This is a genomic window from Candidatus Poribacteria bacterium (genome assembly GCA_016866785.1).
Classification (GTDB): Bacteria; Poribacteria; WGA-4E.
In genome coordinates, this window is record VGLH01000024.1 from 15744 (window position 1) to 37277 (window position 21534).

General features: G+C 64.0%; 22 protein-coding genes. 16 read left to right on the forward strand and 6 right to left on the reverse strand.

The features are described 5' to 3' along the window. Positions 1-141 precede the first annotated feature (141 nt). From FJZ36_05455 to FJZ36_05480, 6 genes are all read left to right on the forward strand, one after another. The gene (locus tag FJZ36_05455) at positions 142-879 is read left to right on the forward strand and encodes an RNA polymerase sigma factor (protein MBM3214342.1); all 738 of its coding nucleotides are present in this window, start codon (positions 142-144) and stop codon (positions 877-879) included. Continuing rightward, positions 857-1933, forward strand: coding sequence for an FHA domain-containing protein (locus FJZ36_05460; GenBank protein ID MBM3214343.1), 1077 nt, complete (start codon positions 857-859; stop codon positions 1931-1933). The genes FJZ36_05455 and FJZ36_05460 overlap by 23 nt, the downstream gene beginning before the upstream one ends. After that, the gene (locus FJZ36_05465) at positions 1930-2976 is read left to right on the forward strand and encodes a tetratricopeptide repeat protein (protein MBM3214344.1); all 1047 of its coding nucleotides are present in this window, start codon (positions 1930-1932) and stop codon (positions 2974-2976) included. The genes FJZ36_05460 and FJZ36_05465 overlap by 4 nt, the downstream gene beginning before the upstream one ends. A 91-nt stretch (positions 2977-3067) precedes the next feature. Continuing rightward, a complete protein-coding gene (locus FJZ36_05470) occupies positions 3068-3298 on the forward strand; it encodes a hypothetical protein (GenBank protein MBM3214345.1) in 231 nt (76 codons plus the stop codon). Between the two features lie 13 nt (positions 3299-3311). After that, positions 3312-4172: a creatininase family protein gene (locus FJZ36_05475; GenBank protein MBM3214346.1), complete on the forward strand. Its 861-nt coding sequence runs from the start codon at positions 3312-3314 to the stop codon at positions 4170-4172. Positions 4173-4272: 100 nt separating this feature from the next. After that, the gene (locus FJZ36_05480; protein MBM3214347.1) at positions 4273-5445 is read left to right on the forward strand and encodes a pentapeptide repeat-containing protein; all 1173 of its coding nucleotides are present in this window, start codon (positions 4273-4275) and stop codon (positions 5443-5445) included. 29 nt (positions 5446-5474) lie between these two features. Here the strand turns inward: FJZ36_05480 and FJZ36_05485 are convergent, their stop codons facing one another. Then, the gene (locus tag FJZ36_05485) at positions 5475-5978 is read right to left on the reverse strand and encodes a hypothetical protein (protein MBM3214348.1); all 504 of its coding nucleotides are present in this window, start codon (positions 5976-5978) and stop codon (positions 5475-5477) included. A 54-nt stretch (positions 5979-6032) separates the two neighbouring features. Next, a complete protein-coding gene (locus FJZ36_05490) occupies positions 6033-8459 on the reverse strand; it encodes a nitrite/sulfite reductase (GenBank protein MBM3214349.1) in 2427 nt (808 codons plus the stop codon). Positions 8460-8676: 217 nt separating this feature from the next. Between FJZ36_05490 and FJZ36_05495 the strand changes: the two genes are divergently transcribed. The 8 genes from FJZ36_05495 (at position 8677) to FJZ36_05530 (ending at position 16756) form a co-directional block, all read left to right on the forward strand. Next, complete coding sequence (locus tag FJZ36_05495; GenBank protein ID MBM3214350.1) at positions 8677-9822, forward strand: mandelate racemase/muconate lactonizing enzyme family protein; 1146 nt, start codon at positions 8677-8679, stop codon at positions 9820-9822. A 131-nt stretch (positions 9823-9953) separates the two neighbouring features. Continuing rightward, positions 9954-10835: an RraA family protein gene (locus tag FJZ36_05500; GenBank protein MBM3214351.1), complete on the forward strand. Its 882-nt coding sequence runs from the start codon at positions 9954-9956 to the stop codon at positions 10833-10835. Between the two features lie 224 nt (positions 10836-11059). Beyond that, the gene (gene rpsO / locus FJZ36_05505) at positions 11060-11341 is read left to right on the forward strand and encodes a 30S ribosomal protein S15 (GenBank protein MBM3214352.1); all 282 of its coding nucleotides are present in this window, start codon (positions 11060-11062) and stop codon (positions 11339-11341) included. Between the two features lie 92 nt (positions 11342-11433). After that, entirely contained in the window at positions 11434-13854 is a 2421-nt protein-coding gene (gene pnp, locus FJZ36_05510; protein ID MBM3214353.1) for a polyribonucleotide nucleotidyltransferase, read from the forward strand. A gap of 189 nt (positions 13855-14043) precedes the next feature. Then, positions 14044-14253 carry a hypothetical protein gene (locus FJZ36_05515; GenBank protein MBM3214354.1) on the forward strand — a complete coding sequence of 70 codons (210 nt, stop codon included), beginning with the start codon at positions 14044-14046 and terminating at the stop codon, positions 14251-14253. Positions 14254-14290: 37 nt separating this feature from the next. Further along, entirely contained in the window at positions 14291-14872 is a 582-nt protein-coding gene (locus FJZ36_05520; protein MBM3214355.1) for a hypothetical protein, read from the forward strand. Positions 14873-14938: 66 nt separating this feature from the next. Next, entirely contained in the window at positions 14939-15715 is a 777-nt protein-coding gene (locus FJZ36_05525) for a phytanoyl-CoA dioxygenase family protein (GenBank protein MBM3214356.1), read from the forward strand. Between the two features lie 9 nt (positions 15716-15724). After that, on the forward strand, positions 15725-16756 hold the full coding sequence (locus FJZ36_05530) for a hypothetical protein (protein ID MBM3214357.1): 1032 nt from the start codon (positions 15725-15727) through the stop codon (positions 16754-16756). Here the strand turns inward: FJZ36_05530 and FJZ36_05535 are convergent. Together FJZ36_05535 and corA are read right to left on the reverse strand one after the other, a co-directional pair. Further along, a complete protein-coding gene (locus FJZ36_05535) occupies positions 16747-17517 on the reverse strand; it encodes an SIS domain-containing protein (protein ID MBM3214358.1) in 771 nt (256 codons plus the stop codon). The genes FJZ36_05530 and FJZ36_05535 overlap by 10 nt on opposite strands. Positions 17518-17678: 161 nt before the next feature. After that, positions 17679-18863 (reverse strand): magnesium/cobalt transporter CorA, encoded by a 1185-nt coding sequence (gene corA / locus FJZ36_05540; GenBank protein ID MBM3214359.1) that lies wholly within the window; start codon positions 18861-18863, stop codon positions 17679-17681. Positions 18864-19019: 156 nt separating this feature from the next. Here corA and FJZ36_05545 point away from each other — a divergent pair, with 156 nt between their 5' ends. Beyond that, positions 19020-19685, forward strand: coding sequence for a phospholipase (locus FJZ36_05545; protein ID MBM3214360.1), 666 nt, complete (start codon positions 19020-19022; stop codon positions 19683-19685). Here FJZ36_05545 and FJZ36_05550 read toward each other — a convergent pair. Beyond that, the gene (locus FJZ36_05550; GenBank protein ID MBM3214361.1) at positions 19672-20133 is read right to left on the reverse strand and encodes a hypothetical protein; all 462 of its coding nucleotides are present in this window, start codon (positions 20131-20133) and stop codon (positions 19672-19674) included. The two genes, FJZ36_05545 and FJZ36_05550, sit on opposite strands and share 14 nt — an antisense overlap. Before the next feature lie 178 nt (positions 20134-20311). On the opposite strand from FJZ36_05550, the gene FJZ36_05555 reads away from it, so the two are divergent. Continuing rightward, the gene (locus FJZ36_05555; GenBank protein MBM3214362.1) at positions 20312-21178 is read left to right on the forward strand and encodes a sugar phosphate isomerase/epimerase; all 867 of its coding nucleotides are present in this window, start codon (positions 20312-20314) and stop codon (positions 21176-21178) included. An 18-nt stretch (positions 21179-21196) separates the two neighbouring features. On the opposite strand, the gene FJZ36_05560 is transcribed toward FJZ36_05555, so the two are convergent. Continuing rightward, a partial coding sequence (locus FJZ36_05560; GenBank protein MBM3214363.1) for a hypothetical protein occupies positions 21197-21534 on the reverse strand: 338 nt, incomplete at its 5' end.

A 21534-nucleotide genomic window follows, 5' to 3' on the forward strand; every position in this document is an offset into this window, starting at 1 on the left:
GATGGAAGCATGCGAGAACTGAAACAAGCGCTGGACTTGGCGCGTAGAGTACGTATGATGGGCTCAGTGTATCGGGCCCACGTGTACGTGCGACGTCAGGAATCATCCATTCGCTCTGTCGTGTTCGGTTAGGAGTTCGTCATGCTCAAGGGCTCATTCGCGGTGCCCCTGCTCGAAGTCGATGCCGAGGCAGCATCGATGCGTGGAGTCGCCGGGCCCGCCTCGCGGTCGGCGGGCGCTTCGGGCACGGAAGCTGTCGATGACGAGATGTGGTGGCTCGCCTCTTTGCAGAATGGGCACGAGGAAGGTCTGCGCTGGCTCCTGCGACAGTATGGAACGTGGATCTACAGCAAGGCGTATCGGATGCTGGGGAACCACGAAGATGCCGAGGAGGCGTGGCAAGACATCTTCATGCGGGTGTGGCAGAAGATCGAGCTGTGGAATCCTGAGCGCGGCAGCTTCCAGTCTTGGCTGAACCAGATCGCCAAGAACGCGATCATCGACGTCTTTCGGAAGAAGAACCGCTTGCGCGAGGTGCTGCAGTACGGGGAAGACGACGCCGTCGAGGAGATGCTGAACCGGTTCCGCGACGAGTCGCCCTTGCCGGACGAGCTGCTGGAGGCTCAAGAGATTCGGGAGCTCATCCAGCAGGCGTTGAATCAGATGACGAAGAAGAACCACCGAGTCGCCTGGGTTCTGCGTCACCTCGAGGGCATGAGCATCGCTGAGATCAGCGAAGCGCTGAACCAGAAAGAAAACACCGTCAAGGTCTGGATCTTCCGCGCAACGCGCGAGCTGAAGCAAATCCTTGTGCGGCGCGGCTTTGAATACCAGGTGTCTGAGCCGGAGGGTTTCGATGAAGACGAACGGGCCCTTTGACCCATCGCAAAGGGACGCGAGGGACCGCGAGCTCGGCGACGCCCTCGAGGGCTACACGCTGCTGTTGGAGGGCAAGGACCTTCCCAGACCGGAGCGGAAGTCGCTCCAGAAGCTCTCTGGCGACCCGGAATTCGAGGCAGTCAAGCGATTCCTGGAGGCGACACGCCAAGCTGCGTCGCTCACGGTAAGTCCATCGCCGTCTGCGCGCATCCGGATGGAAGAGACCGTTCTGGACCGGTTCCGCGACTCCCGCAGCCGCGCGCGCGCCTCCGTGAAGGCTCGCCAGACTGCCGCAGCCAGCCCGTTGCCGGCTGGCACGGACAGCGAATTGGCACAGCCTGCGTACCTGGAAGGCGAAACGCGCGCCCTTCGAGCGGGCGTCCCGGCGTCACACAGGACGGTTGGGTCCCCTGACAGCGCCGCCCGTGCATCGCGCTCCGACGCGGTGCGCGTGTACCTCGAAGTGAGCGAGGGCAGCGGGAGCGTTCGAGACATCGAAGTGACGCTCTACGACGCCGTGTTCGGCAGAGGCGACGTTCCTTTCCGTCTCGACGACGACCCGCAAGTTTCGCGACAGCACGCCAGGATCATCCTCCTCGACGGCTACGTCGTTGTGCAGGACCTCGACAGCCGCAACGGCTCATATGTGAACGGGCTCCGCATCACGGAACCGACGCGGTTGGAACCAGGCGACGTGTTGGAGCTGGGTCGGTCGCGACTGACTCTCGATCGCGTCGAGCCCCTGAGCCCAGGATACGCGCGCGCCGTGTTCGCCTCCGACGACGGGAGCCGCTACACGCTTCACCTGAGCGAATGCCTGCTCGGAAGGTCGCGACGCGTCACGATCCCGCTGGAAGACGATTCGCGTCGCCTGTCACGTCGCCATGCTCGCTTGGACCTCTCGGACGGGCGAGTGTTCTTGACGGACCTCGGTAGCACGAACGGAGTCGTTCTCGATCGATCCCAGATCGATGGCTCGGTCGTGCTCGAGTCGGACACGGCGATTCAACTGGGATCCGTGGCGTTGCGCGTCGTCGGTTTCGCGCGTGCATGAACCATACGCGGAGGACGTACCGAGTGAGGAAACCGACCTCCGAGGGCGTCGCCGGATCCCATTTCAACGCGGCGGTTGCGGCATTCCGTAGAGGCGACTACGGATCCGCCGTGCGCCACTACCGCGAAGGTCTGGACCACGCCCCGCGCTCCGTGCCAGCGTACCTGGACCTCGCCAAGGCGCATGAGAACCTCGGCGAGTGGGATGCTGCCCTTCGCGCCGTCGATCAGGGCCTCGAACTCGCGCCGGGCAACCCGACGGGTCTGCGGCGTCGCGCCCGCATCGTGGAGCAGAAAGCGACGTTCGATGCCATCTCAGAACGACTCAACGACCCATCCTGCGACGCCTTCCAGCACTGTTTCACCTTGACCGTCGGACCCGGAGTGCCGCCGCGCATCCATGACCTGGCTCTCCGAGCGTTGTCTCAGGCGTACTGGGAGTTCGGCAAGGCGCTCGAGGTGTTTCCATCCGAGCCGGTGGTGGTGCACCTGCTGCCATCGCGTGCCGGCATTCGTCACGGCTGGCCCCCCTGGGCAGCGGGTATCGCCCAAGACAACGGCACGATTCTCGTCTTCCTGCACTCGCCAGCGCCGGGGCCCGGGCTTCTCGCCGGTCTGCTCCGGCATGAGTACGCCCACCTGCTGATCATGGCGTCGTCAGCCGGTCGATGCCCCCACTGGCTCCAAGAGGCGATCGCGGAATGCCTCGCGAAGCCTCGCATGGCTTGGGAGGAAGCGCGATTGTCACAGGCAGTCCAAGAACAGCGCACGATTCGACTCCGTGACCTCACCGACTCGTTCACACAGCTTCGGCATTCGGACGTCGGTCTTGCCTACCACCAGTGCGCGCGCATCGGGGAGTTCCTGGTAGACTCCTTCGGTATCGAGGCGATCCGCGCTGCCTTGCGGTCGCTCCACGACGGCGCGACCATCGACGACGCCCTGCGGACAGCGTTCGATGTCGATGTGGACGAACTCGACGCGCTCCTGTTCACGCCTACGGCATCCGAGCCGCCTGGTTCCGTCGCGGAAGCGTCCGCTTAGACTGTCGGCGGCGTTGCCATCCCCTCGGTCTTCCACGACAATACGATTACGCGGATACACGCGGACGCTCTGACTCACGTTGGAGGACGCGGTGGCTTACCACTACGATCCTCGAACGGCTTTGGAGGAGCTCGACGATCTCGCGCTGCTGCCGAGCCCGGCGCGGATGCGCGACATGCTGGCTCGCACGAGTCTGCCGGAAGAACTCGTCGTTGAGATGGTCCGGTCGTTTGCCAAGTACCAGGCGACGTTCGCGGGAGCGATGGCGCTTGCGCGAGAGTTCCTGACGAAACTCGCAGAGGAAGGTTCCCCCAAGACGTGAGTTTCCACGATCTATGACTACCAGTTCGCTGGACAAGCACCTCTACGACGATCTGACGTGGGAAGAGATTAACGAGGCGGTTCTCGCCCGGAAGGTCATCCTTCTGCCGATCGGCAGCACGGAGCAGCATGGCAGGCATCTGCCGCTCGACGTCGACAACTTCCTCGCCCGCAGCGCCTGCCTCGAGGCGGCGAAGCTCGCGCCGCGCGAGATACTCGTGATGCCGACCATCCCGTACGGCTACAACGAGCACGCCCTGGACTTCCCTGGGACGATCCACGTCCACTATGACCACTTCATCGAGTACGCCCTCGATGTGGTCAAGAGCATTGCGTACGCGGGCTTCGACCGGATCGTCGTGGTCGACGGACACGGGTCGAACGAGCACCTGTGCGAGTTCATCGCTCGGCGCGCCACGCTGGAGACCGACGCCCTGGTCGCCTCCACCATGTGGACGAATCTCACCGTGGAAGCCTTCGAGTCGGTTCGCGAGTCGGGACCCGGGGGAGCCGCCCACGCATGCGAGCTCGAAACATCGGCGTACCTGTACCTCGACCCGTCTCGCGTGCAGATGGACAAGGCTGAGGATCACTTTGGCGGAGCCGCCGGCAGTGAAAGCTCGCGGTTCCTGCACGTCGATCTGACACAGGGCTGGGGACCCGTGAAGGTCGTTCGATGGACGAGCAGCGCGACGCCGACCGGCGTTTCCGGCGCGCCGACCCTGGCAACCGCCGAGAAGGGACGCGCGATCGTACAGGCTGCCGCCAAGAATCTTGTGGCGTTTGTCCGCGAGTTTCGCGCCATGGACAGGGGAGAGCGCCGCGATCACCGCGTGAAGGTGCCCGGCTTACCCACACTCCCAAGCCTCGACTAGCCCTTCTCGACCGACCAGCGTCATGTCCTGCTGAGCCAGGCGATGCCAATACAGAACCCGCGTACCGCGACCCACGGCATCACGTCACCCGAGGAACTCGATGCGTTCCAGCGATCAACTGAAGATGCTCATGGACGGCGTGGAAGCATGGAACCGATGGCGTCGCGCGAATCCACGTGTGGTTCCCAACCTCTCCGCCGCGGACTGTCACGGACTAGACTTGCGCGGAGTTCAACTCGCTGAGACAGACCTGACGCATACCGACCTATCCGAAGCCGATCTATCCGGCGCGAACCTTGTCCGGGCAACACTGGATCGCGCCAATGTGTCATGCGCCAACGCGACCACGGCGACGTTCGTCGGAGCGAGTCTCAACAACGCGTTATGCTACCGCACGAAGCTGACGGGCGCCGACCTGTCGCGCGTCCTGGCGAGCGGAACCAGCTTCATCCTGGCGGACCTGGGCGGTGCGACGTTGACCGAAGCGAACCTGCACGATGCCGACCTCACGGAATCGAGCATGGAAGGCGCTGTCGGTGATAACGTCGTCCTGCGAGGCGCAAAGCTGATCGGTGCGAACCTGCGGGGTGCGAGGCTCAGGAACGGCGACCTGGTATTCGCCGTCGCTCCCTACGCGAACTTCGCGGAGTCGGACCTGTCCGCGTGCCGCCTGGAGCACGCGGTCCTTGACCACGCCGTGCTGGATGGCGCTCGGGTTCACGGCACGGTCGCGCTCGACGCCCACATGCGCCGGTTGTCGGCGAATCAGCTGATCGTCTCGCCTTCAGGCGAGCCCGACGTCGCCGTCGACTCGTTCGATGCGTCGCGATATCTGCAGTTGGTGCTCGACAGCCCGTTGATGGCGCACGTCTCCCATCCGATGCTGGGCAGGTGCGCTCTGGTCGCGGGCATCCGGTGCGACTGGGCCCGAACGGTGGGGAGGACGATCTGCCAGGCTCTTCGGCTGGAGGGATGGTCGCCCGTGTCGGTCACCATCGATCCGGCACAAGCTGAGCTGAGCGTCGCCCATGCGCAGGCGGTCGTCCGACTCGCGGGGATCGCCTTCATCGTCGATGCGGACGGCGAGCTTGCCCATCAGGTGCTGGAACCGGTACGGTGGGGCAGCATGCCGGTGATGTCCGTCGCACAACTTCGGACGGACGCCCGGCGACGGCGGCGCGGGAGCCTGACCATCGACGAGGACGTGTGCGTCGAGGCGGTGATCGAGATGCTACGCAGCAGAATCCGCCAGGAGCTCGCCTCGGGCATCTGACACGCCGCCGCGCCGCCCCAACGTATCCGCTATCCGGGAACCGTGACCCGGACCGTGAGTCGCTGGCGACGATCCTCATCGCGTGAGAGACGGGCGTTGTCAACGCCAAACGCTTCCTGAACGGCACTCCGCAAGTCGTCGGCTATGGCGTCGAATGCTTCGGGCGTGTTCGGGAAGCCCACCCGGTCGTTCACGGCGAACTCGCCAAGATCACGACGAAAACGCACTGCCGGTTTGTCGCGCTCGATCCGCGCGGCGAACTCCGAAAGCTGTCTGAGGAATGCCACAATCCGCTCTCGGTTCGACCCGGCGAACGGCTCCCTCAGACTGAACAACATGCCCGGCTGTCCACGACGGTTGTCCATCGCGACGTGGCAGCGCTTCCCGACCAGCAGGATGCCGGGCCCCGACGGCACGTGCAGGTAGTCGGCGATATCCAGCCACTCATCCGGCGACTCCTTGAGCCACTCGGTGAAGTAGGATGTCCACTCTGACCACTTCACCGCCGCCGGGTCGTCGACGAACAGTTTCATGTCCATTCGCTCGAGAGTCGCTGCAGCCACTCCGTATCTCCTGTTGAGCGTCCGTCAGGCGTCTTTGCGGATCAGCAGACGGAAGTGCTTGCCGATCTTCTTCGTGTCGAGGATCGCCTGCCCGTCGTTCCGCAAGCTCGCAGGCACGTTGCGAATCGGTTCGCCGTCATCGATCGTGATCTCGAGGAGCTGACCGATCTCCATCTCCTCAAGCCGCAGCTTCGTGCGGACGTAGTTGTACGGGCACTCGACGCCCTTCAGATCGAGGCTGTCGACGATCTCCTGCACGCCCTCCGGCGCCGGGGCAGGTTCCTGCGTTCGCGGCGCTGGGCGTTCCTGCGCCTGCTCCTGAATCTGCATCCTGCCGTAGACACCATGTGCCTCTTCGACGAACAGGGTGGCTTCCTCGAGGGCGAACCGCGCCCGTTCCTCGTTCATGTCGGACGGACTGTGTGCCATCCACTTGCCGATGAACTCGGCGAACGGTCCATAGAAACGAGCGCTCTCGACGAACAGGTGTTGAAAGTCGCGCAACGTGTCTTCGGGCTTCCGCGGTTGGATCCCGTGGGTCGTCAGCAGCGCGTCAGCCGCCCGCACCATCGCCTGCAGCGCGAGCTGCGCCGTCTGACCGTAGGCTTCCTTCTCCAGGTGCAGCGACGACTCGTAGAGCCATCGGTCGGCATCGGTCAGCATGAACTGAACCAACTCGACGAGCTCCCCGGCGCACTCCCCCGTTCCCGTCTGCAGCGAGAACTCGCGCGCGTGTCCCCAATCGACGTAGAGGTCGGGTCGCTCCTCGAAGGACGGGAGCGCGTCGTACTCGTTGAGGATCGACTTGATCTGCTCTTTGCCGAGCCGTGCGACGAAGTCTGAGAACGCCTCGCCGTCGGTCTTCCGCGACCTGTATTCGTCCAGCAGTCGCTTGACGAACGAAGGCGCGTTCTTCGACGGTACTTTGCCCACGGCGAGTCCATACGACTTCGCGTTGCCCGCCTGCTGACCTCCCAACACGACCTGAAAGTGCGGGGCGACGTGTCCTGCCTGACGTTTGGACGAACCGAAGAAGCCGATGTCGGCAATATGGTGCTGTCCGCACGAGTTGGGACAGCCGCTGATCTTGATCGACAGGTGACTGAGATCGTCGAACGACGGGTCGCTGAGCTGGTCGCGGAGCTCCGACGCCAGACCGCGAGAAGAAGCGATCCCCAGCTTGCAGGAATCGGTTCCCGGGCATGCCAGTACGTCCGACAGCCCCTCGGCGTTCGGAGACGGCAGCTCCAACGTCTGCAGATCGCGGTAGAGCTCGACCAGATCGCCTTCTGCGACCCATCGGAACAGGATGTTTTGCGGAACCGTGAGCCGCACCGTGTCCTTGACGTACTTGCGCGAGACATCCGCCAGGTCGCGCAGTTGATCCGACGTGATGTCGCCCAGCGGCAGCGTAATCTGGACGGTCGCGTATCCGACGTCTTTCTGAGCCGAGACGTTCGATTGATACCATCGCGCGAATCCGTCCGGCGCGTCGGCGGCGTCTAGCTGCGACGCCGGACGCAAGGGCTCTTCGGTCATCTCCGCGACGGTGTTTTCATAACTGGACCATCGTTCGTCGTACTCCAGCTTGCCGCGCTCCTCGAGAACCAGACGGCGGAACTCCTCGATCCCGAGCTTCTCCACGAGGAACTTGAGCCGAGCCTTCATCCGAAGCTTGCGCTCTCCTCGTTGCGTGAACACGCGACCGATCGCGATGGCGGTCGGTAGCAGTTCCTCTTCCGGAAGGAAGTCGTCAAGCACTTTGGCTTGGTGGGGCACCGCGCCGAGCCCTCCACCGACCAACAGCTTGAACCCGCGCTTGGTTACCCCGCCCTCCTGCCGCGTCACAGCGACAGCACCGATGTCATGCATGTTGGCGAGCCCGCAGGGCTTGTCGTGGCAGCCGGAGAACGCGATCTTGAACTTCCGTCCGAAGTTCTGGAGCTCAGGATGTCCCAGCAGGTAGTACGCGAGCGCGTGGGCATAGGGGGTCACATCGAACGCTTCGTCGCGACAGGTTCCGGCTTCGGGGCATGCGGTGACGTTCCGTACCACGTTGCCGCAGGCTTCCTTGGTCGTGATGCCCACGGCTGCGAGCCGGCGCATCATCATCGGCGTATCCGCCAGCTTGACGAAGTGGAGTTGGATGTCCTGACGCGTTGTCACGTGGCAGACGCCGTCAGCGATCTCTTCGGCGATGTCCGCCAGCGTCTCCATCTGCTCCGCCGTCAGAGCGCCATACGGAATCTTGATCCGCACCATCTGCACGCCGTCTTGGCGCTGACCGTAGACTCCATGGCGCAAGCGGAACTCGGTGAAGACGTTCTCAGGCACGGAGCCTTCCCGGAAACGCTCCACTTCGATCCCGAAGACCTCGACGTGTCGGGCGAACTCAGGAGGGATACGCGCAAACTTCTCGGCGAGCTCTTGGTTGGCAATTGCCTCTGGCATGGAGTTGACCTCTTCGTCGTCAGCGATAGTGCGGGAGGACCCATCAGGCGGGACCCACCCGCCGCTCGTGACCGTTGACGTATTGTAGGCTTCGCGGCGCGCGGCTGTCAATCGGGCTTCGGCGCAGCCGCCTGAGCGCACGTTGAGCCCTGCCGCCGGTCGTGGTACAGAACGAGCGTCGGACGCGTGGTTCCCAAGACGAACGGTCAGGATTCCCATGAAGATCACGAAGGTCGAGACGCTCTGTCTGTCGCGTCCTCACGAGCCCAACGAGCAGTGGCGCACGGCGAAGTACCTGTGCGTCAAGGCGGACTGCGCCATCGTACGCATCCACACGGACGAAGGCGTCACTGGAGTCGGCGAAGCCAGCGCATACGGCGATCCCCCCAGCATTCGTTCGTGGGTGGACCACCTCGCTCCGGAGCTGGTCGGGAAGGACCCGCGCGATCCGCGCGTTGTGCCGCATCCGAACGGGCGTTCCCACGCCTACGACACGGCGGTAGCGGGCATCGACATCGCGCTCTGGGACATCCGTGGCAAACTCGAAGGCAAGCGGATCGCCCAGATGCTGACGGTGAAGCCTCTAGATCGTGTGCGTCTCTACGCGTCGGGCGGCTGTCGGTACGACTGGCGCGACCGACCGGAGCAGCTCATCGAGGAAGCCCTCGGCTACATCGCCGAAGGCTACACCGCGATGAAGTTCCGCATCGGAACCGACTGGTCGTGGTCGGGCGTGACCGTCGATCGGTTCCTGGGGCTCGTTCGCGAGCTTGCTCAGGCAGTGGGGAACCGAATGGAGCTCATGCTCGACGGCAATTGCCGCCTGGACGAGGACCAGGCGATGGCGATTGCGCGCGAGCTCGACCGATTGGGGTTCGCGTGGTTCGAGGAACCCATCCCGTGGAGCAACATCGACGGCTACGCGACGCTTTGCGCGGCTGTCGATATGCCGATCACCGGCGGCGAGAGCTTCACTACCCTGGAGCAGTTCCGACCGTTCTTCGAGAAGCGCGCGTATGACATCGTTCAGCAGGATGCCGGGCTCTGCGGCATCACGGAGACCATGCGCATCGCCGAAGCCGCGCACCGACACGGGATCGACACGTGCCCGCACAGTTGGCACAACGGCTTGATGGCGATGGCGAACGCCCATTGCGTCGCGGCGCTGCCGAGACCGCGCGTGTTGGAGCTGAACCGCCATCAGGGACCTCTTCAGTGGGACATCCTGTCGCAGCGCCCCGACATCGAGGACGGATATCTCGTAATGCCGGGTGTTCCCGGTATCGGCGTCGACATCGCCGACCGGCTGGAGGAGCGGTTCCCGCACATCGCCGGAAGCTATGCGGTCGCCCTCGAGAACTGAGTGGTCTGTTTCGTAGGTATCCGTCGTGTCAACGGACGCCGTGAAGGTAGGGGCGACGCGTCGCCCCTACGAATCGGAATGGGTCTACGAAACGCACCACTGAGTCTCCGAAACACGGGCAGGATTCACGCATGGAGAAGTACGCGCCGCTCAACTTGTCGCCTGAAGAGCTCGTGGAGTACACGCCGGAGTGGAGCGGAGAGAGATTCCCCGATGGGCGTCCGCGTGTTCCCGATTCGATCCTCGAACGGATGGAGCGCGTCACGATCACGCAGGCTTGGGGCGTTCTCCAGGGCGCGGGATTCCACTGGCAGTTCGAGGGTGGTTGGGTCTGCACGCAGCCCGGAGAAACACTCGTGGGGCGCGCCGCGACGGCGCTCTACATGCCCAGACGCCCCGACATGCGGCGGATCATGGAGGAGAAGGGAGCTCGTACCGGCTGCGTGGGGGACCAGATATCGTGGCCCATCGACCGTCTCGAACCCAGCGATGTCTACATCGCGGATGTCTACGGGAAGATCGAGCAGGGACCGGTGATCGGAGACAACCTATCGACCGCGATCTACGCCAAGTCGGGACGCGGCGTCGTGCAGGACGCTGCCGTGCGCGACATCGAGGGCATCCAGGAGATGACCGGATTCGTCTGCTTCGCGCGCGGGTTCCACCCATCCTACGCATCCCCGACGATCATGCTGGTGGGCCACAACTGCCCCGTCCGCATCGGTCACGCCACGGTGATGCCGGGCGATGTAGTGCTCGGACGAGGCGACAGCGTCATCTTCGTGCCGCCGCATCTTGCGGAGACGGTCGTGCAGACGTCCGAATTGGTGACGCTCAGAGACCTGTTCGGCAAGCAGCGGCTTCGGGACGGCGCTTACAGCCCGGGTCAGATCGACGCGCGATGGACCGACGGCATCGAGCGCGACTTCTCTCGATGGCTCGATGACCACCGGGCAGAACTCCCGGTGCCGGAGGGCGCGATCCAGGAACTGCTCAAGCAGAGAACCTGGTAAGATCGTCCGGTGAGTCCGTATATGGCTCACCGTGTTGTTGCCCTGCGCCGTCGACGCAGCCGGGGAGACGCTTGAGGGTTGAGCTTGCCGATGCGGCAGGCTGTGTGTTACTGTACGTGCTGAAATGGACTCACACATGGGCTCATGTCGCCGCGGTCGGAGTCGAGGCTTGGAGAGGGCCCGGCGCGCGGAAGCAGTGACTACGTGACGAAGGGAATCCGGCGTTGTCGTTGACGAAAGAGAACATCGCGTCAATCGTTCAAGACCATCAGCGTTCCGAAGGTGATACGGGAAGCGCCGAAGTCCAAGTCGCCCTCCTGAACGCGCGAATCCAGTACCTGACCGAGCACTTCAAGTCTCACACGCATGACCACACGTCGCGGCGCGGGCTGTTCCGTCTGGTCGGTAAGCAGCGACGCCTCCTGCGCTATCTCTACGATACGGATGTGGAGCGCTACCGCGCTCTGATCGGCAAGCTCGGCCTCCGAGACCGTATTGGCCGCTAAGCGCGCATCGATGCCACGACCTGACGACGATCCCGGAGAGGACGACGGCCCCTCGCCGGTGGGCGCGTCAGGTCTCCGTGTTTCTGGTGGAGATGCCGTCCAATGCGGAAGGTCCGGAGGAGCGCACGGTGCATAGCGTAGAGATCATCCTGGGAGACGAACCCGTCGTCCTGCAGACGGGAAAGGTCGCGAAACAAGCGGACGGCGCGGTCTGGGTGCAGCAGGGCGGAACCGTCGTGCTGGTTACCGCCGTCGCCGCCGCCGAGGCGAAGGAAGACACCGATTTCTTTCCGTTGACGGTCGATTACCGAGAACGCGGGTACGCTGTTGGCAAGATTCCTCCTGTCTACGGCCGGCGCGAGCCTCGTCCTGGCGTCGGCGAGACGCTGATCGCCCGACTGATCGATCACTCGATTCGTCCTCTGTTCCCCAAGAAGTTCAGGAATGAGACCCAGGTTCAGGCGATGACGTTGTCGTCGGACCAGGTCCATCCGACCGAGACGCTCGCCATGATCGGCACGTCGGCGGCGCTCTCGATCTCCAGCATCCCGTTCAACGGGCCCATCGGCGGCATCGTCGTCGCGCGCGTGGGTGGGGCGTTCGTCGCCAACCCGACGTACGCGCAGCTCGATGAGGCGGACCTGCACTTCTTCGTCACCGCCAACAAGCGCGCGGTCATGTCGGTCGAGGGAAGCGCCCACGAAGTCCCTGAAGACGACGTGATCGCTGCGATCGATTTCGCCCACGGCGAGATTCAGCGTGTGATCGCGGTTCAGGAAGAACTCGTTGCGGCTGTCGGCAAGCCGAAGCGCCCAGTCGGGAAGGCGTCCGCGCAGGAAGAGATGGCGGTTCGCATCCGCGAACTCGCAACGATGCCGATCCGTCAGTCCATCGGGATCGCGGACAAGCAGGAACGCGACACGTACCTGCAGTCGGTGCTGGAGAACGTCGTCGCCGAAATCGAGGGCGAGGGCACCGACATCCACTCGGACGACGAGCAGATCGCGGCTGTGTTCACCGAGATCGAGCGCGAGGAGATGCGCCGCTCGATTCTCGAAGAAGGCAAGCGAGTCGACGGGCGCGGCACGCGCGACATCCGCGACATCGCGTGCGAAGTGGGCGTATTGCCGCGAACCCACGGCTCCTCCCTGTTCACGAGAGGGCAGACGCAAGCGCTCTGTACCGTCACCCTCGGCACCGGCATGGACGAGGAGGTCATTCGCGACCTTACCGGGGAGCACTCGCGCGCCTTCTTCCTCCACTACAACTTCCCCGGATTCAGTGTCGGGGAGGTCCGGCGCATCACCGGCGCCGGGCGTCGAGAGATCGGGCACGGCTCGCTCGCGGAGCACGCGCTCATGCCCGTGATCCCCGACGCCGAGACATTCCCGTACACGGTGCGGGTCGTCTCGGAAATCCTCGAGTCGAACGCGTCGTCGTCGATGGCAACGGTCTGCGGCGCCAGTCTGGCGCTGATGGACGCCGGCGTGCCAGTCGCCAAGCCCGTCGCTGGCGTCGGGGTCGGGCTCATCAAGGACGGAGACCGTGAGGTGATCCTGACGGACATGTTGGGAGCCGAAGACCATCTCGGCGACATGGACTTCAAGGTCGCCGGAACACGGGACGGCGTCACGGCGATCCAGCTCGACATCAAGATCGACGGCATCACCGTCGACCTGATGCGCCGCGCCATCCACCAGTCGCACGAAGCGCGGATCAAGGTTCTGGACCTGATGGACGCCTGCATCGGCACGCGCCGCGAGGACATCTCGCCGTACGCGCCGCGCATTTACACGATGAAGGTCCATCCGGACAAGATCCGCGAGATCATCGGTCGCGGCGGATCCGTCATCCGCAAGATCCAGGAAGACGCCGGCGTCACCGTCAACGTCGAGGACGACGGGACGGTGCGCATCGCCTCGACCAGCCTCGCGGCGGCGAAGGTTGCCGAGGACATCATCCGCGGCATCGTCGCCGAGGCGGAGGTCGGCAAGGAGTATGTCGGACGTGTGACGCGTGTCACGCCGTTTGGTGCGTTCGTCGAAGTGCTCAAGGGCGTGGATGGGCTAATCCACATCTCGGCGCTGTCGGATGGCTATGTGCGCCGCGTCGAGGACGTCCTGAACATCGGCGATACCGCGACCGTCCGAGTCACGCGAATCGACGAGAAGGGGCGTATCGACCTGGAGCTCGTCACGCGACCCGACGGGACGCCAATGCCTCCGCGCGCCGAGCGCGTTCACAGCGAAGACGCGGACGAGGAGGAGTCGGACGAACCGTCCGCTCCGCGCGTTCCGCAGTATCCGCGCGCGACCGGCGGCGACCGCGCTGCCGGCAGCGAGCCATCCCAAGAGACCGGCGAGCGCGAGCCTCAGTACGAAGCCGACGGTTCGCGTCAGTCGCGCGACCGGCGAGGCGGCGACCGCGACCGGGGCTCTCAATCAGGCGGGCGCCCGCGCGACGGACGCGGCGGGAGCCGAGAGACGCCCAGGGTGCCCAAGCGGCGCTACTAGCGCCCGACGCGGAGTGTCCAGGTTGGCGCTTCGAGGCGACGGACTTCACAAGCGATGGCGTCGGGGCTAGTACTTGTACGTAGCGATGGCGCAGGCGCCGCCCGCATGGCGTCGCTCACGCTACGGTCGACGAGCCGCCTAGGCGCCATCGCGGTGTCCAGCCCGGTAACGGGCGGAGAGGACGTCGCCATGCGAATCGGTCAACACGAGACGCAGCAAGCCAACGGCAGCCTGCTCGAGAAGACGTGGTTTCAGGCGTTGATGGTGGCGGTCGTTGTCCTGCTGGGAGTGGGCGTCTGGTGGATCTCGTCTCACCAGAACCAGATATCGCGCTGGATCAATCCGGACAAACCCGCGCCTGCCGAGAAACCGGTGATCGCCAAGCCCACGGTCCAGTAGTGGGCATGAGGACGTTTCAACCCGGGCATGCGAGCCGCTGCCCCGCCGGAGGTGCTCCGAAGACGTGGACCGTCGCGCTGCGTCACAGCGTAGGATTCTCACGGATTCGGTGGCTTTCGCCCTGTGTCGGGGTCGAGCGGCTCTAGGTGCGGTTTTGTGCCTGTTTCTGGTCACCGCGTCCGGCTGTGGGTACGTGTCCGTCTCGAACTACCTCGAACACATCAAGACGATCCGCATCCCGCCTGTCCAGAATCAGACGATCCTCTTCCAGCTCGAAGACGAGATGACGACGGAGCTCCGCAGCCGCTTCAACTCGAAGTGGACGGACGGCGACGACGCCATCCTGCTAGTCACCGTGCACGACTATGAAATCCGACCCATCGCGTATGACGTGAACGCCCTTCCTGAACGCTATCGCATGCGTGTCGTGCTTGACTACGAGTTCCGCGACAATGTAAAGAGCAAGCTCGTCGACGCGAAGCGGGATGCCGAATACCATCGCGACTTCTATGTCGTGACCGGCAGAGGCGAGCAACCGGAGGACGAACAGACTGCACGCCAGCGGCTGCTGCGCGACGTCGTCGATGAGCTCTACTACACGCTCGCGGAACAGTGGTGAGTGCGCGGGCAGTCTGTTGAGACCCGAACGCCTGCTGCCAGCCCCAATCGGTGAGGAGATGCCTGAATGACACCGCTGGGCAAGCCCGGCCCGTTGACCGACGTCGAACGATTCGTCTTTGAGTCCACCGGCTATCTGGTCATCCCGGGCGCCCTGACGCCCGAGGAGTGTGACGCCTGCATGCAGGCAGCGATCCGCTGTCACTCCAAGCATCCGAAGGGCTCGTGGCGTCAGATCGGCAACTCATTCGAGCAGGAACCAGCATTCGAGAACCTGATCGACCATCCTTCAGTGCTTCCGAAGGCGCGAGCCCTGTTCGGAGACCGGTTCATCCTGCAAAGCAGTTGGTGCACATCCGTCCCCGCGCACTTCGCGGGCGGAGGGTGGCATCAGGATGGATCGAGCGCCTACGAGTTCCGCAAGCTGGCAACCCTCACACCGCTGGTTCAACTCCGCATCGGGTTCTTCCTGACACACCAGCCAACGCCTGGCTACGGCAACATGGAGATGATACCGGGATCGCACAATGCGGCGACGTCCATGCCAAGCGGATCGGGCACGCCTGAGAACCCGATACCGACCGCGGAGATCATCTGCGGAGAGCCCGGCACGGCGCTCATGTTCCATCAGGGCGTCTACCATCGCGGGGGTCCGAACCACCAGGACTACGACCGGTACATCATCCACATGGTCTACGCTCCGCCGTGGCTGATCCGGTCCGACCGGATGGGGAACTCGCTGGAGTTCCTTGAGCGACTGACACCGATGCGGCGCGCGCTGATGGGGCAATGGACGTTCCCGGAGGAATCGTTCCACATGCCTCCTCTGCCGTTCAACGACTAGGATCGCAGCATGATCGGTCGCACAGCCCGTTTCCTGCTGCTCTGCTGCATGGCATCGGCGATCCATGTCGGTTGCGGCGAACCGATTCCCGAGACCTGGGTGGCGCGACAGGGATCTGTCGTCTTCGGCGTGTGGGACTGCCCATCGCCGAAGATCGCCAAGGCGTTGCTGACTCAGTGGCTAGCGCTGCCGGCACCGGATAGGCAGACCAGCGCTCCAGTCCGAGACGACACGTTCCTCTTCTCGCTGCTCCCAGCGGATGATCGGATCCAAGACTGGCGGACCGTCGGCGAGCGGCAGTACCTCAGACCCCACGAACTCACGGCGTTCCTGCGTCGACCCTCGGTCGAGTACGAGGCTTTCGGCGTTCGCGGGTTGGTGACGGCGGAGTACGCCAACGTCCGCTTGGGACCGAAGCCGTTGCTTCGCGTCGAGGTGTACGACATGGGCACGCCGGCGAACGCCTTCGGGCTCTACAGCCAGAAGCGAATCCCAGGCGGCATGTTCGTACCGACGGGGGGCGGCGCGTTCATCGGCGAGACGGAGCTCTTGTCCTGGTCGGATCGCTACTACGTGTTCATCCGTATCTACGAGTTCTCAGATGACACGCGCGACGGCATGCGGGCGTTCGCCTCTACGATCACTGGGATGATCGGCGGCGTCCGAGACGAGCCCGAGTGGACCACACGATACGCGACGATCCCGAGCCTGGTGCTTCACAGCGAGCGATGGTTCGCCAACACGGCTCAGGCTCAGGTCTCGACCAAGGACCCTTCGCTTCTGGTCATGCCGCTGGACGACGACGTCGAGGGATTTGTGTCGAGACTGCGCATCGACGACACGAGGACTTCGGAGGCGTTCTGCATCCTGTTTCCGACGGTTCCAGCCGCGGAGGATGCTTACGCCGCCCTCGAGTCTGCGCTTGCGTCGCTGGGAGGCAACGAGCCCGAGGCGCTGTCCAAGATGGGCGACGAGGGCTTCCGCGTTCGGACCAACGCGGCGAGCCCAGCCGAGGAGGGTTCCGATGGACATCAGCCGTAGAGAACACCCACGCGTCGGCGGTAGTCGTCATACGTCTCGTCGAATAGCTGCTGGGAGCGCTCCGCGCCGATGTGAACCGGGCTGGTGAGAACGAACGGCGGCTTGCCAGCCTGAGTGAGGAGTTCGGCGACCTCGGCTTTGATGGCGTTGGCGATGGCGCACGCCGCCAGCGTCGATACCGGCGACACGGGGTACTCAAGACCTTCGATCCAGACAACGGCGTCACCGGGAGGTACGCAGTTGTCTACCACGATGTCGCACACCTCCGCCAGGTTCTTCCCGCCCGCGTGTCGCGTCCGCGACGACGCGTTATTCGCCAAAGACGTGACGGCGATGGTCGTCATGCCGGTCTCGCGAGCTTCGAGCGCAATCTCGATGGGCACGATGTTCGTGCCGCCCGTCGAAAAGACGACCATCGCGTCGTCGGCTGTCAGCGCGAAGTTGCGCAGGATCCTGGACGCCAATCCCGGCACGTTCTCGATGAACATCGCCTGTCGCTGTCCGTTCGCGCCGACGACCTCGTGGTGGTAGGTCATCGACAGCTCAACGATCGGGTGGAACCCAGGAAAGCTGCCGTAGCGCGGGAACATCTCCTCAACGGGTATGCGCGAGTGACCTGCGCCGAAGAGGTGCACCAGGCGGTCGCGCAGGATGACGTCCGCGCAGACCTGAGCGGCGCGGCGGATGTTGTCCGCTTGTTCCGCGCGAATCCGTTGCACGACGCCGATGGCAGCATCGAAATAACGATCCATGGGGTACATGCGCGCTCTGCTCCTTGGCATACTCAGCGGTCTGTTTCGTAGATATCCGTCGAATCAACGGACGGCGTAGAGTAGAGGCGACGCGGTGCGTCGCCCGTTTCACGACGAAGGCGACCCGACGGGTCGCCCCTACGAATCGTAACCGATTTTCGAAAAACCACTCAGACCCGTGTGCGGTCCCGTCGCCTCGCGCTTGCGCCGGTTCCGATCCATCCACGCCTTCGGAAGTAGTAGGTGAGTCCTCCGGCGACTGCCGCCATCAACGCGAGGGCGAACGGATATCCCCAGTACCACCGCAGCTCTGGCATGTTGAGCGGCGATGACTCGACGCTGAAGTTCATCCCATACACGCCAGCGATGAACGAGAGCGGGATAAAGATCGTCGCGATGAGCGTCAGAACCGTCATCACTTCGCTCAATCGGTTGTTGACGCTCGAAAGATAGAGGTCGTGCAGGCTCGTCGCGATATCGCGGTAGTTCTCGATCAGGTCGAGAAGCTGGACTGCGTGATCGTAGCAGTCGCGGAGGAAGACCCGCGTTTCCTCGGCGATGTGCGCGGTCGTGTCGCGCGATAGAGCGTGGACGACCTCTCGTTGGGGCCAGACGGCTCGCCGAAGCACTAACAGATCGTGACGCACAGCGTGGAGCTCCGTGACCGAAGCTTGGCTCGGGCGTTCGACGATGTCGTCCTCCAACCGTTCAAGCCGGTCTCCGAGGACCTCGATGACTGGGAAGAAGCCGTCGACGACCGCGTCGATGAGCGCGTAGGCGAGGTAGTCGGGACCCGACGACCGGATGGTCGGTCGTCCCGAGCGGATACGCTCCCTGACCGGATCAAAATCGTCGCCGGGCCTTTCCTGGAACGTGAGGACGTAGTCACTGCCCAGGAACAGGCTGATCTGCTCGGTGCCAATCGCCTCCCCGACCGTCGCCACCCGCGCCACAACAAAATGGTGCTCCGCGTAGGGTTCGATCTTGGGGCGCTGATAGACGTTGACGACGTCCTCGAGCGCCAGCCGATGGAGCCCGAACGCATCGCCGACCGCTTGAAGCGTCGCCGCGTCTCCCAGACCAGCAACGTCGACCCACGTGACGCGATGGCGTCCGACCCAGCGTCGTAGGTCGTCGACGTCCTCGATGTCGCGCTCTTCGACGGCGTCGGGACCGAACGCGATCACGTGGATCCTCGGTGACGGCGCTGCCGGATCGATGGCGAGAGTGCCCGGCGGCGCGCCGGGCGATGCGCGGCGGTGGACCCGTATCTCGGACCGTTTACGGTTCAGAGACGTTCTGCCCAAACGGACATCTCCGGCAGTGGCGACAGCGCGTCGGTACCGGCTTGACAGTGCTGCTCCGGGCGCCTATGTTAGCCGTCGGAACCTGCATCCACAACCACCACGAAGAAGGAGCGCCTGGCGATGCGATTCTCGTCTGTGCTCCTCGTCGTCGCACTGTTCTCTTCGTCCACCGGCGCCCGCAGCGAAGCGCAGGAGCCTCGTGCGATGCCGAACCAGAAAGCCCATACGTTCGAGACGCAGATCACGAAGACTGTTCGACTGAACTACCTGCTGTTCCTCCCGAGCGCCTATGATGCGTCCGGCGGCGCGAAGTACCCGCTGATTCTCTTTCTCCACGGGGCAGGTGAGCGCGGCAGCGATGTGGAGAAGATCAAGGTGCATGGCATCCCGAAAGTGGCTGTCCTGCAACCGGACTTTCCGTTCATCGCCGTGTCGCCGCAGTGTCCTCAGAACTCGTGGTGGACAGCCGAAGTGGACGCGCTAACGGCTCTGCTGGACGATGTGGTCGCCCGCTATCGAGTCGACACGAACCGCGTCTACTTGACCGGGCTCAGCATGGGAGGCTTCGGAACCTGGGCGCTGGCGACGGAGCATCCCGAGCGGTTCGCCGCGATCGCACCGATCTGCGGCGGTGGCGACCCCAGCAAGGTCGACCGGATCAAGGACATCCCGGCGTGGGTGTTTCACGGGGCAAAGGACGAAGTCGTCAAGCCGGAGCAGTCGGAGACGATGGTCAAGGCGCTCCAGGCGCTGGGCGCTGACGTGCGCCATACCGTCTACGCCGAAGCCGGTCACGATTCATGGACCGAGGCGTACGACAACCCGGAGCTCTACACCTGGTTCCTGTCGCACTCGCTCAGTGACCGCTAGACGCAATGCGCCTGGATGTCCGACGCAGACCCAGGGTGACGAGGCGATGTGCCACGATGGCGTCCGTGGTTTCCAGTTGTGCCGCCAGATCGGCGGTGGAGTGCGTCTCATAGTTCGCGGCTAGGAAGTCGTCCTTCTCCGCGTTCCACACGAAAGCCCGACGCAGCTTTAGGAGATGGAGCCGTCGTGCGACCGCCGCTTCAGACCGGCGCAGCAACGTGGCGAGCGCCGCGTTGTCCGAGTGCATGTACAGCTCGCGCAACGTCTGGTCGTCCCGGTCCTTCCAGTGCCTTCGCCGCGCCAACCCCAACTGATTGAGGCGAACCGCGACCGCAGCCTCGGAGCGACACAGCTTCTCAGCCAGTTCAGAATTGGTCAACGCCCTGTGGTGCTGCCGCAGCACTTCGTCGTCTTTGGTTGTCCAACGCCGTCGAGTGGCCATGTCCAACTTGTCTCCGGTCTCGACGCATAGGCAGTCCCAAGTCCGCTCCTGGGCTCGCGGCAACCTTGCCCCTCTGGCGCTATGTTGCGCCGTTCGAACGCCCTCGCTATGCTCTGTCTGAGCTGCGTCCAACGCTGCGACGCCATGCTCTCATCACGCTCGGACACGAAGAAGAGGAGCCACGATGTACGCGTCCATTCGCGATGGAACCGCGCTGAGCGCCGGGTTCGCCTCGATCCGTGAGGCGGCAGAGGCGTGCGAGATACACGCCTTTGAGCTCGATCTGACCCCGGACATGCGGGCCCCTTCCGCCGTCAGCCCAGACCAGTTCACGCTGGACTCCGACCAGGCTCTTACGCGGTACAAGTGCCATCTGGCAGAGAACGGACTCCGTCCCGCAGGCTTCCTGCTCGCCTCAGACTTCAGCTCTTCGGAGCGCGACCGTGTCGTCGACTGGGTCATCCAGGCGGCTCGGGCGGCGAATGCCGTCGGGATGGCGGCGATTCGCGTCGATTCGGCGATGCGCCGCGAACGTGAGATGGCCACGCCAGAGCGGATCGATCTCTTTGTCGAATGCCTGTCGCAAGCCGTCGAAGCCACGTCCGACTTGACCGTCGGATTCGGAATCGAGAACCACGGCGCGGGAGGCAACAACCGAGAGTTCCTCGACGGCGTGTTCGCGGGCGTCGGTTCAGACCGCGTCGGAATGACGATGGACATGGGCAACTTCTACTGGTCCGGGATGCCGTTGTCCGAGGTCTACCAAACGCTGGAGCACTTCGCGTCGCGGACGAAACACACGCACGTCAAGAACATCAACTATCCGGCCTCCGAGCGCGAGAAGCGGCGACCCATCGGCTGGGAATACGGCAAGTACGCATGCCCCATCGAGGAGGGCGACATCGACCTGCGCCGCGTCATCGGGTTCCTGCGCGCTGCGGGCTACACCGGCGACCTGTCGCTCGAGGACGAGTCCATCGGTCGGTTCCCGCCCGAGGAGCGCAAGGCGGTGCTCATCCGCGACGCGCAGTATCTGAGGAGCCTTTTATAGAGCCCGCTCTCTGTCGGTCTACTCACGGCGAGGCCGCACGACGGTCTCGCCGTCGTCTTCGATCAGGGGACGATTGTAGATGTACGGCGGCTCCAGCGTTGCGCGTTGCGCCTCTGTCAGTTCCTGCGTCCACTCCGGGAACGACGTCTCGTAGAATCCACCGGCGAAGTGGAGGTACTTCGGCGAATAGCGCACGAGCAGCGAGCGGCGCTCCCGGTCGGACGTCCACGGCAGCGTCCCATGCAGTGTCGCCTCGTTGAAGATCACCATGTCTCCCGCGTTGCACGGAATACCGCGCACGATGTCCTGATCCTCCTCCCAGCGGCGAATCCCGTCTGGACAACGGAAGTTGGCTT

What these genes read in the sequence shown, in the direction of transcription:
- FJZ36_05455 (MBM3214342.1), top strand. Translation starts at nt 142, where the DNA reads ATGCTCAAGGGCTCATTCGCGGTGCCCCTGCTCGAAGTCGATGCCGAG.
- FJZ36_05460 (MBM3214343.1), top strand. Translation starts at nt 857, where the DNA reads ATGAAGACGAACGGGCCCTTTGACCCATCGCAAAGGGACGCGAGGGAC.
- FJZ36_05465 (MBM3214344.1), top strand. Translation starts at nt 1,930, where the DNA reads ATGAACCATACGCGGAGGACGTACCGAGTGAGGAAACCGACCTCCGAG.
- FJZ36_05475 (MBM3214346.1), top strand. Translation starts at nt 3,312, where the DNA reads ATGACTACCAGTTCGCTGGACAAGCACCTCTACGACGATCTGACGTGG.
- FJZ36_05480 (MBM3214347.1), top strand. Translation starts at nt 4,273, where the DNA reads ATGCGTTCCAGCGATCAACTGAAGATGCTCATGGACGGCGTGGAAGCA.
- FJZ36_05485 (MBM3214348.1), bottom strand. Translation starts at nt 5,978, where the DNA reads ATGAAACTGTTCGTCGACGACCCGGCGGCGGTGAAGTGGTCAGAGTGG.
- FJZ36_05490 (MBM3214349.1), bottom strand. Translation starts at nt 8,459, where the DNA reads ATGCCAGAGGCAATTGCCAACCAAGAGCTCGCCGAGAAGTTTGCGCGT.
- FJZ36_05495 (MBM3214350.1), top strand. Translation starts at nt 8,677, where the DNA reads ATGAAGATCACGAAGGTCGAGACGCTCTGTCTGTCGCGTCCTCACGAG.
- FJZ36_05500 (MBM3214351.1), top strand. Translation starts at nt 9,954, where the DNA reads ATGGAGAAGTACGCGCCGCTCAACTTGTCGCCTGAAGAGCTCGTGGAG.
- pnp (MBM3214353.1), top strand. Translation starts at nt 11,434, where the DNA reads ATGCCGTCCAATGCGGAAGGTCCGGAGGAGCGCACGGTGCATAGCGTA.
- FJZ36_05515 (MBM3214354.1), top strand. Translation starts at nt 14,044, where the DNA reads ATGCGAATCGGTCAACACGAGACGCAGCAAGCCAACGGCAGCCTGCTC.
- FJZ36_05525 (MBM3214356.1), top strand. Translation starts at nt 14,939, where the DNA reads ATGACACCGCTGGGCAAGCCCGGCCCGTTGACCGACGTCGAACGATTC.
- FJZ36_05530 (MBM3214357.1), top strand. Translation starts at nt 15,725, where the DNA reads ATGATCGGTCGCACAGCCCGTTTCCTGCTGCTCTGCTGCATGGCATCG.
- FJZ36_05535 (MBM3214358.1), bottom strand. Translation starts at nt 17,517, where the DNA reads ATGTACCCCATGGATCGTTATTTCGATGCTGCCATCGGCGTCGTGCAA.
- FJZ36_05545 (MBM3214360.1), top strand. Translation starts at nt 19,020, where the DNA reads ATGCCGAACCAGAAAGCCCATACGTTCGAGACGCAGATCACGAAGACT.
- FJZ36_05555 (MBM3214362.1), top strand. Translation starts at nt 20,312, where the DNA reads ATGTACGCGTCCATTCGCGATGGAACCGCGCTGAGCGCCGGGTTCGCC.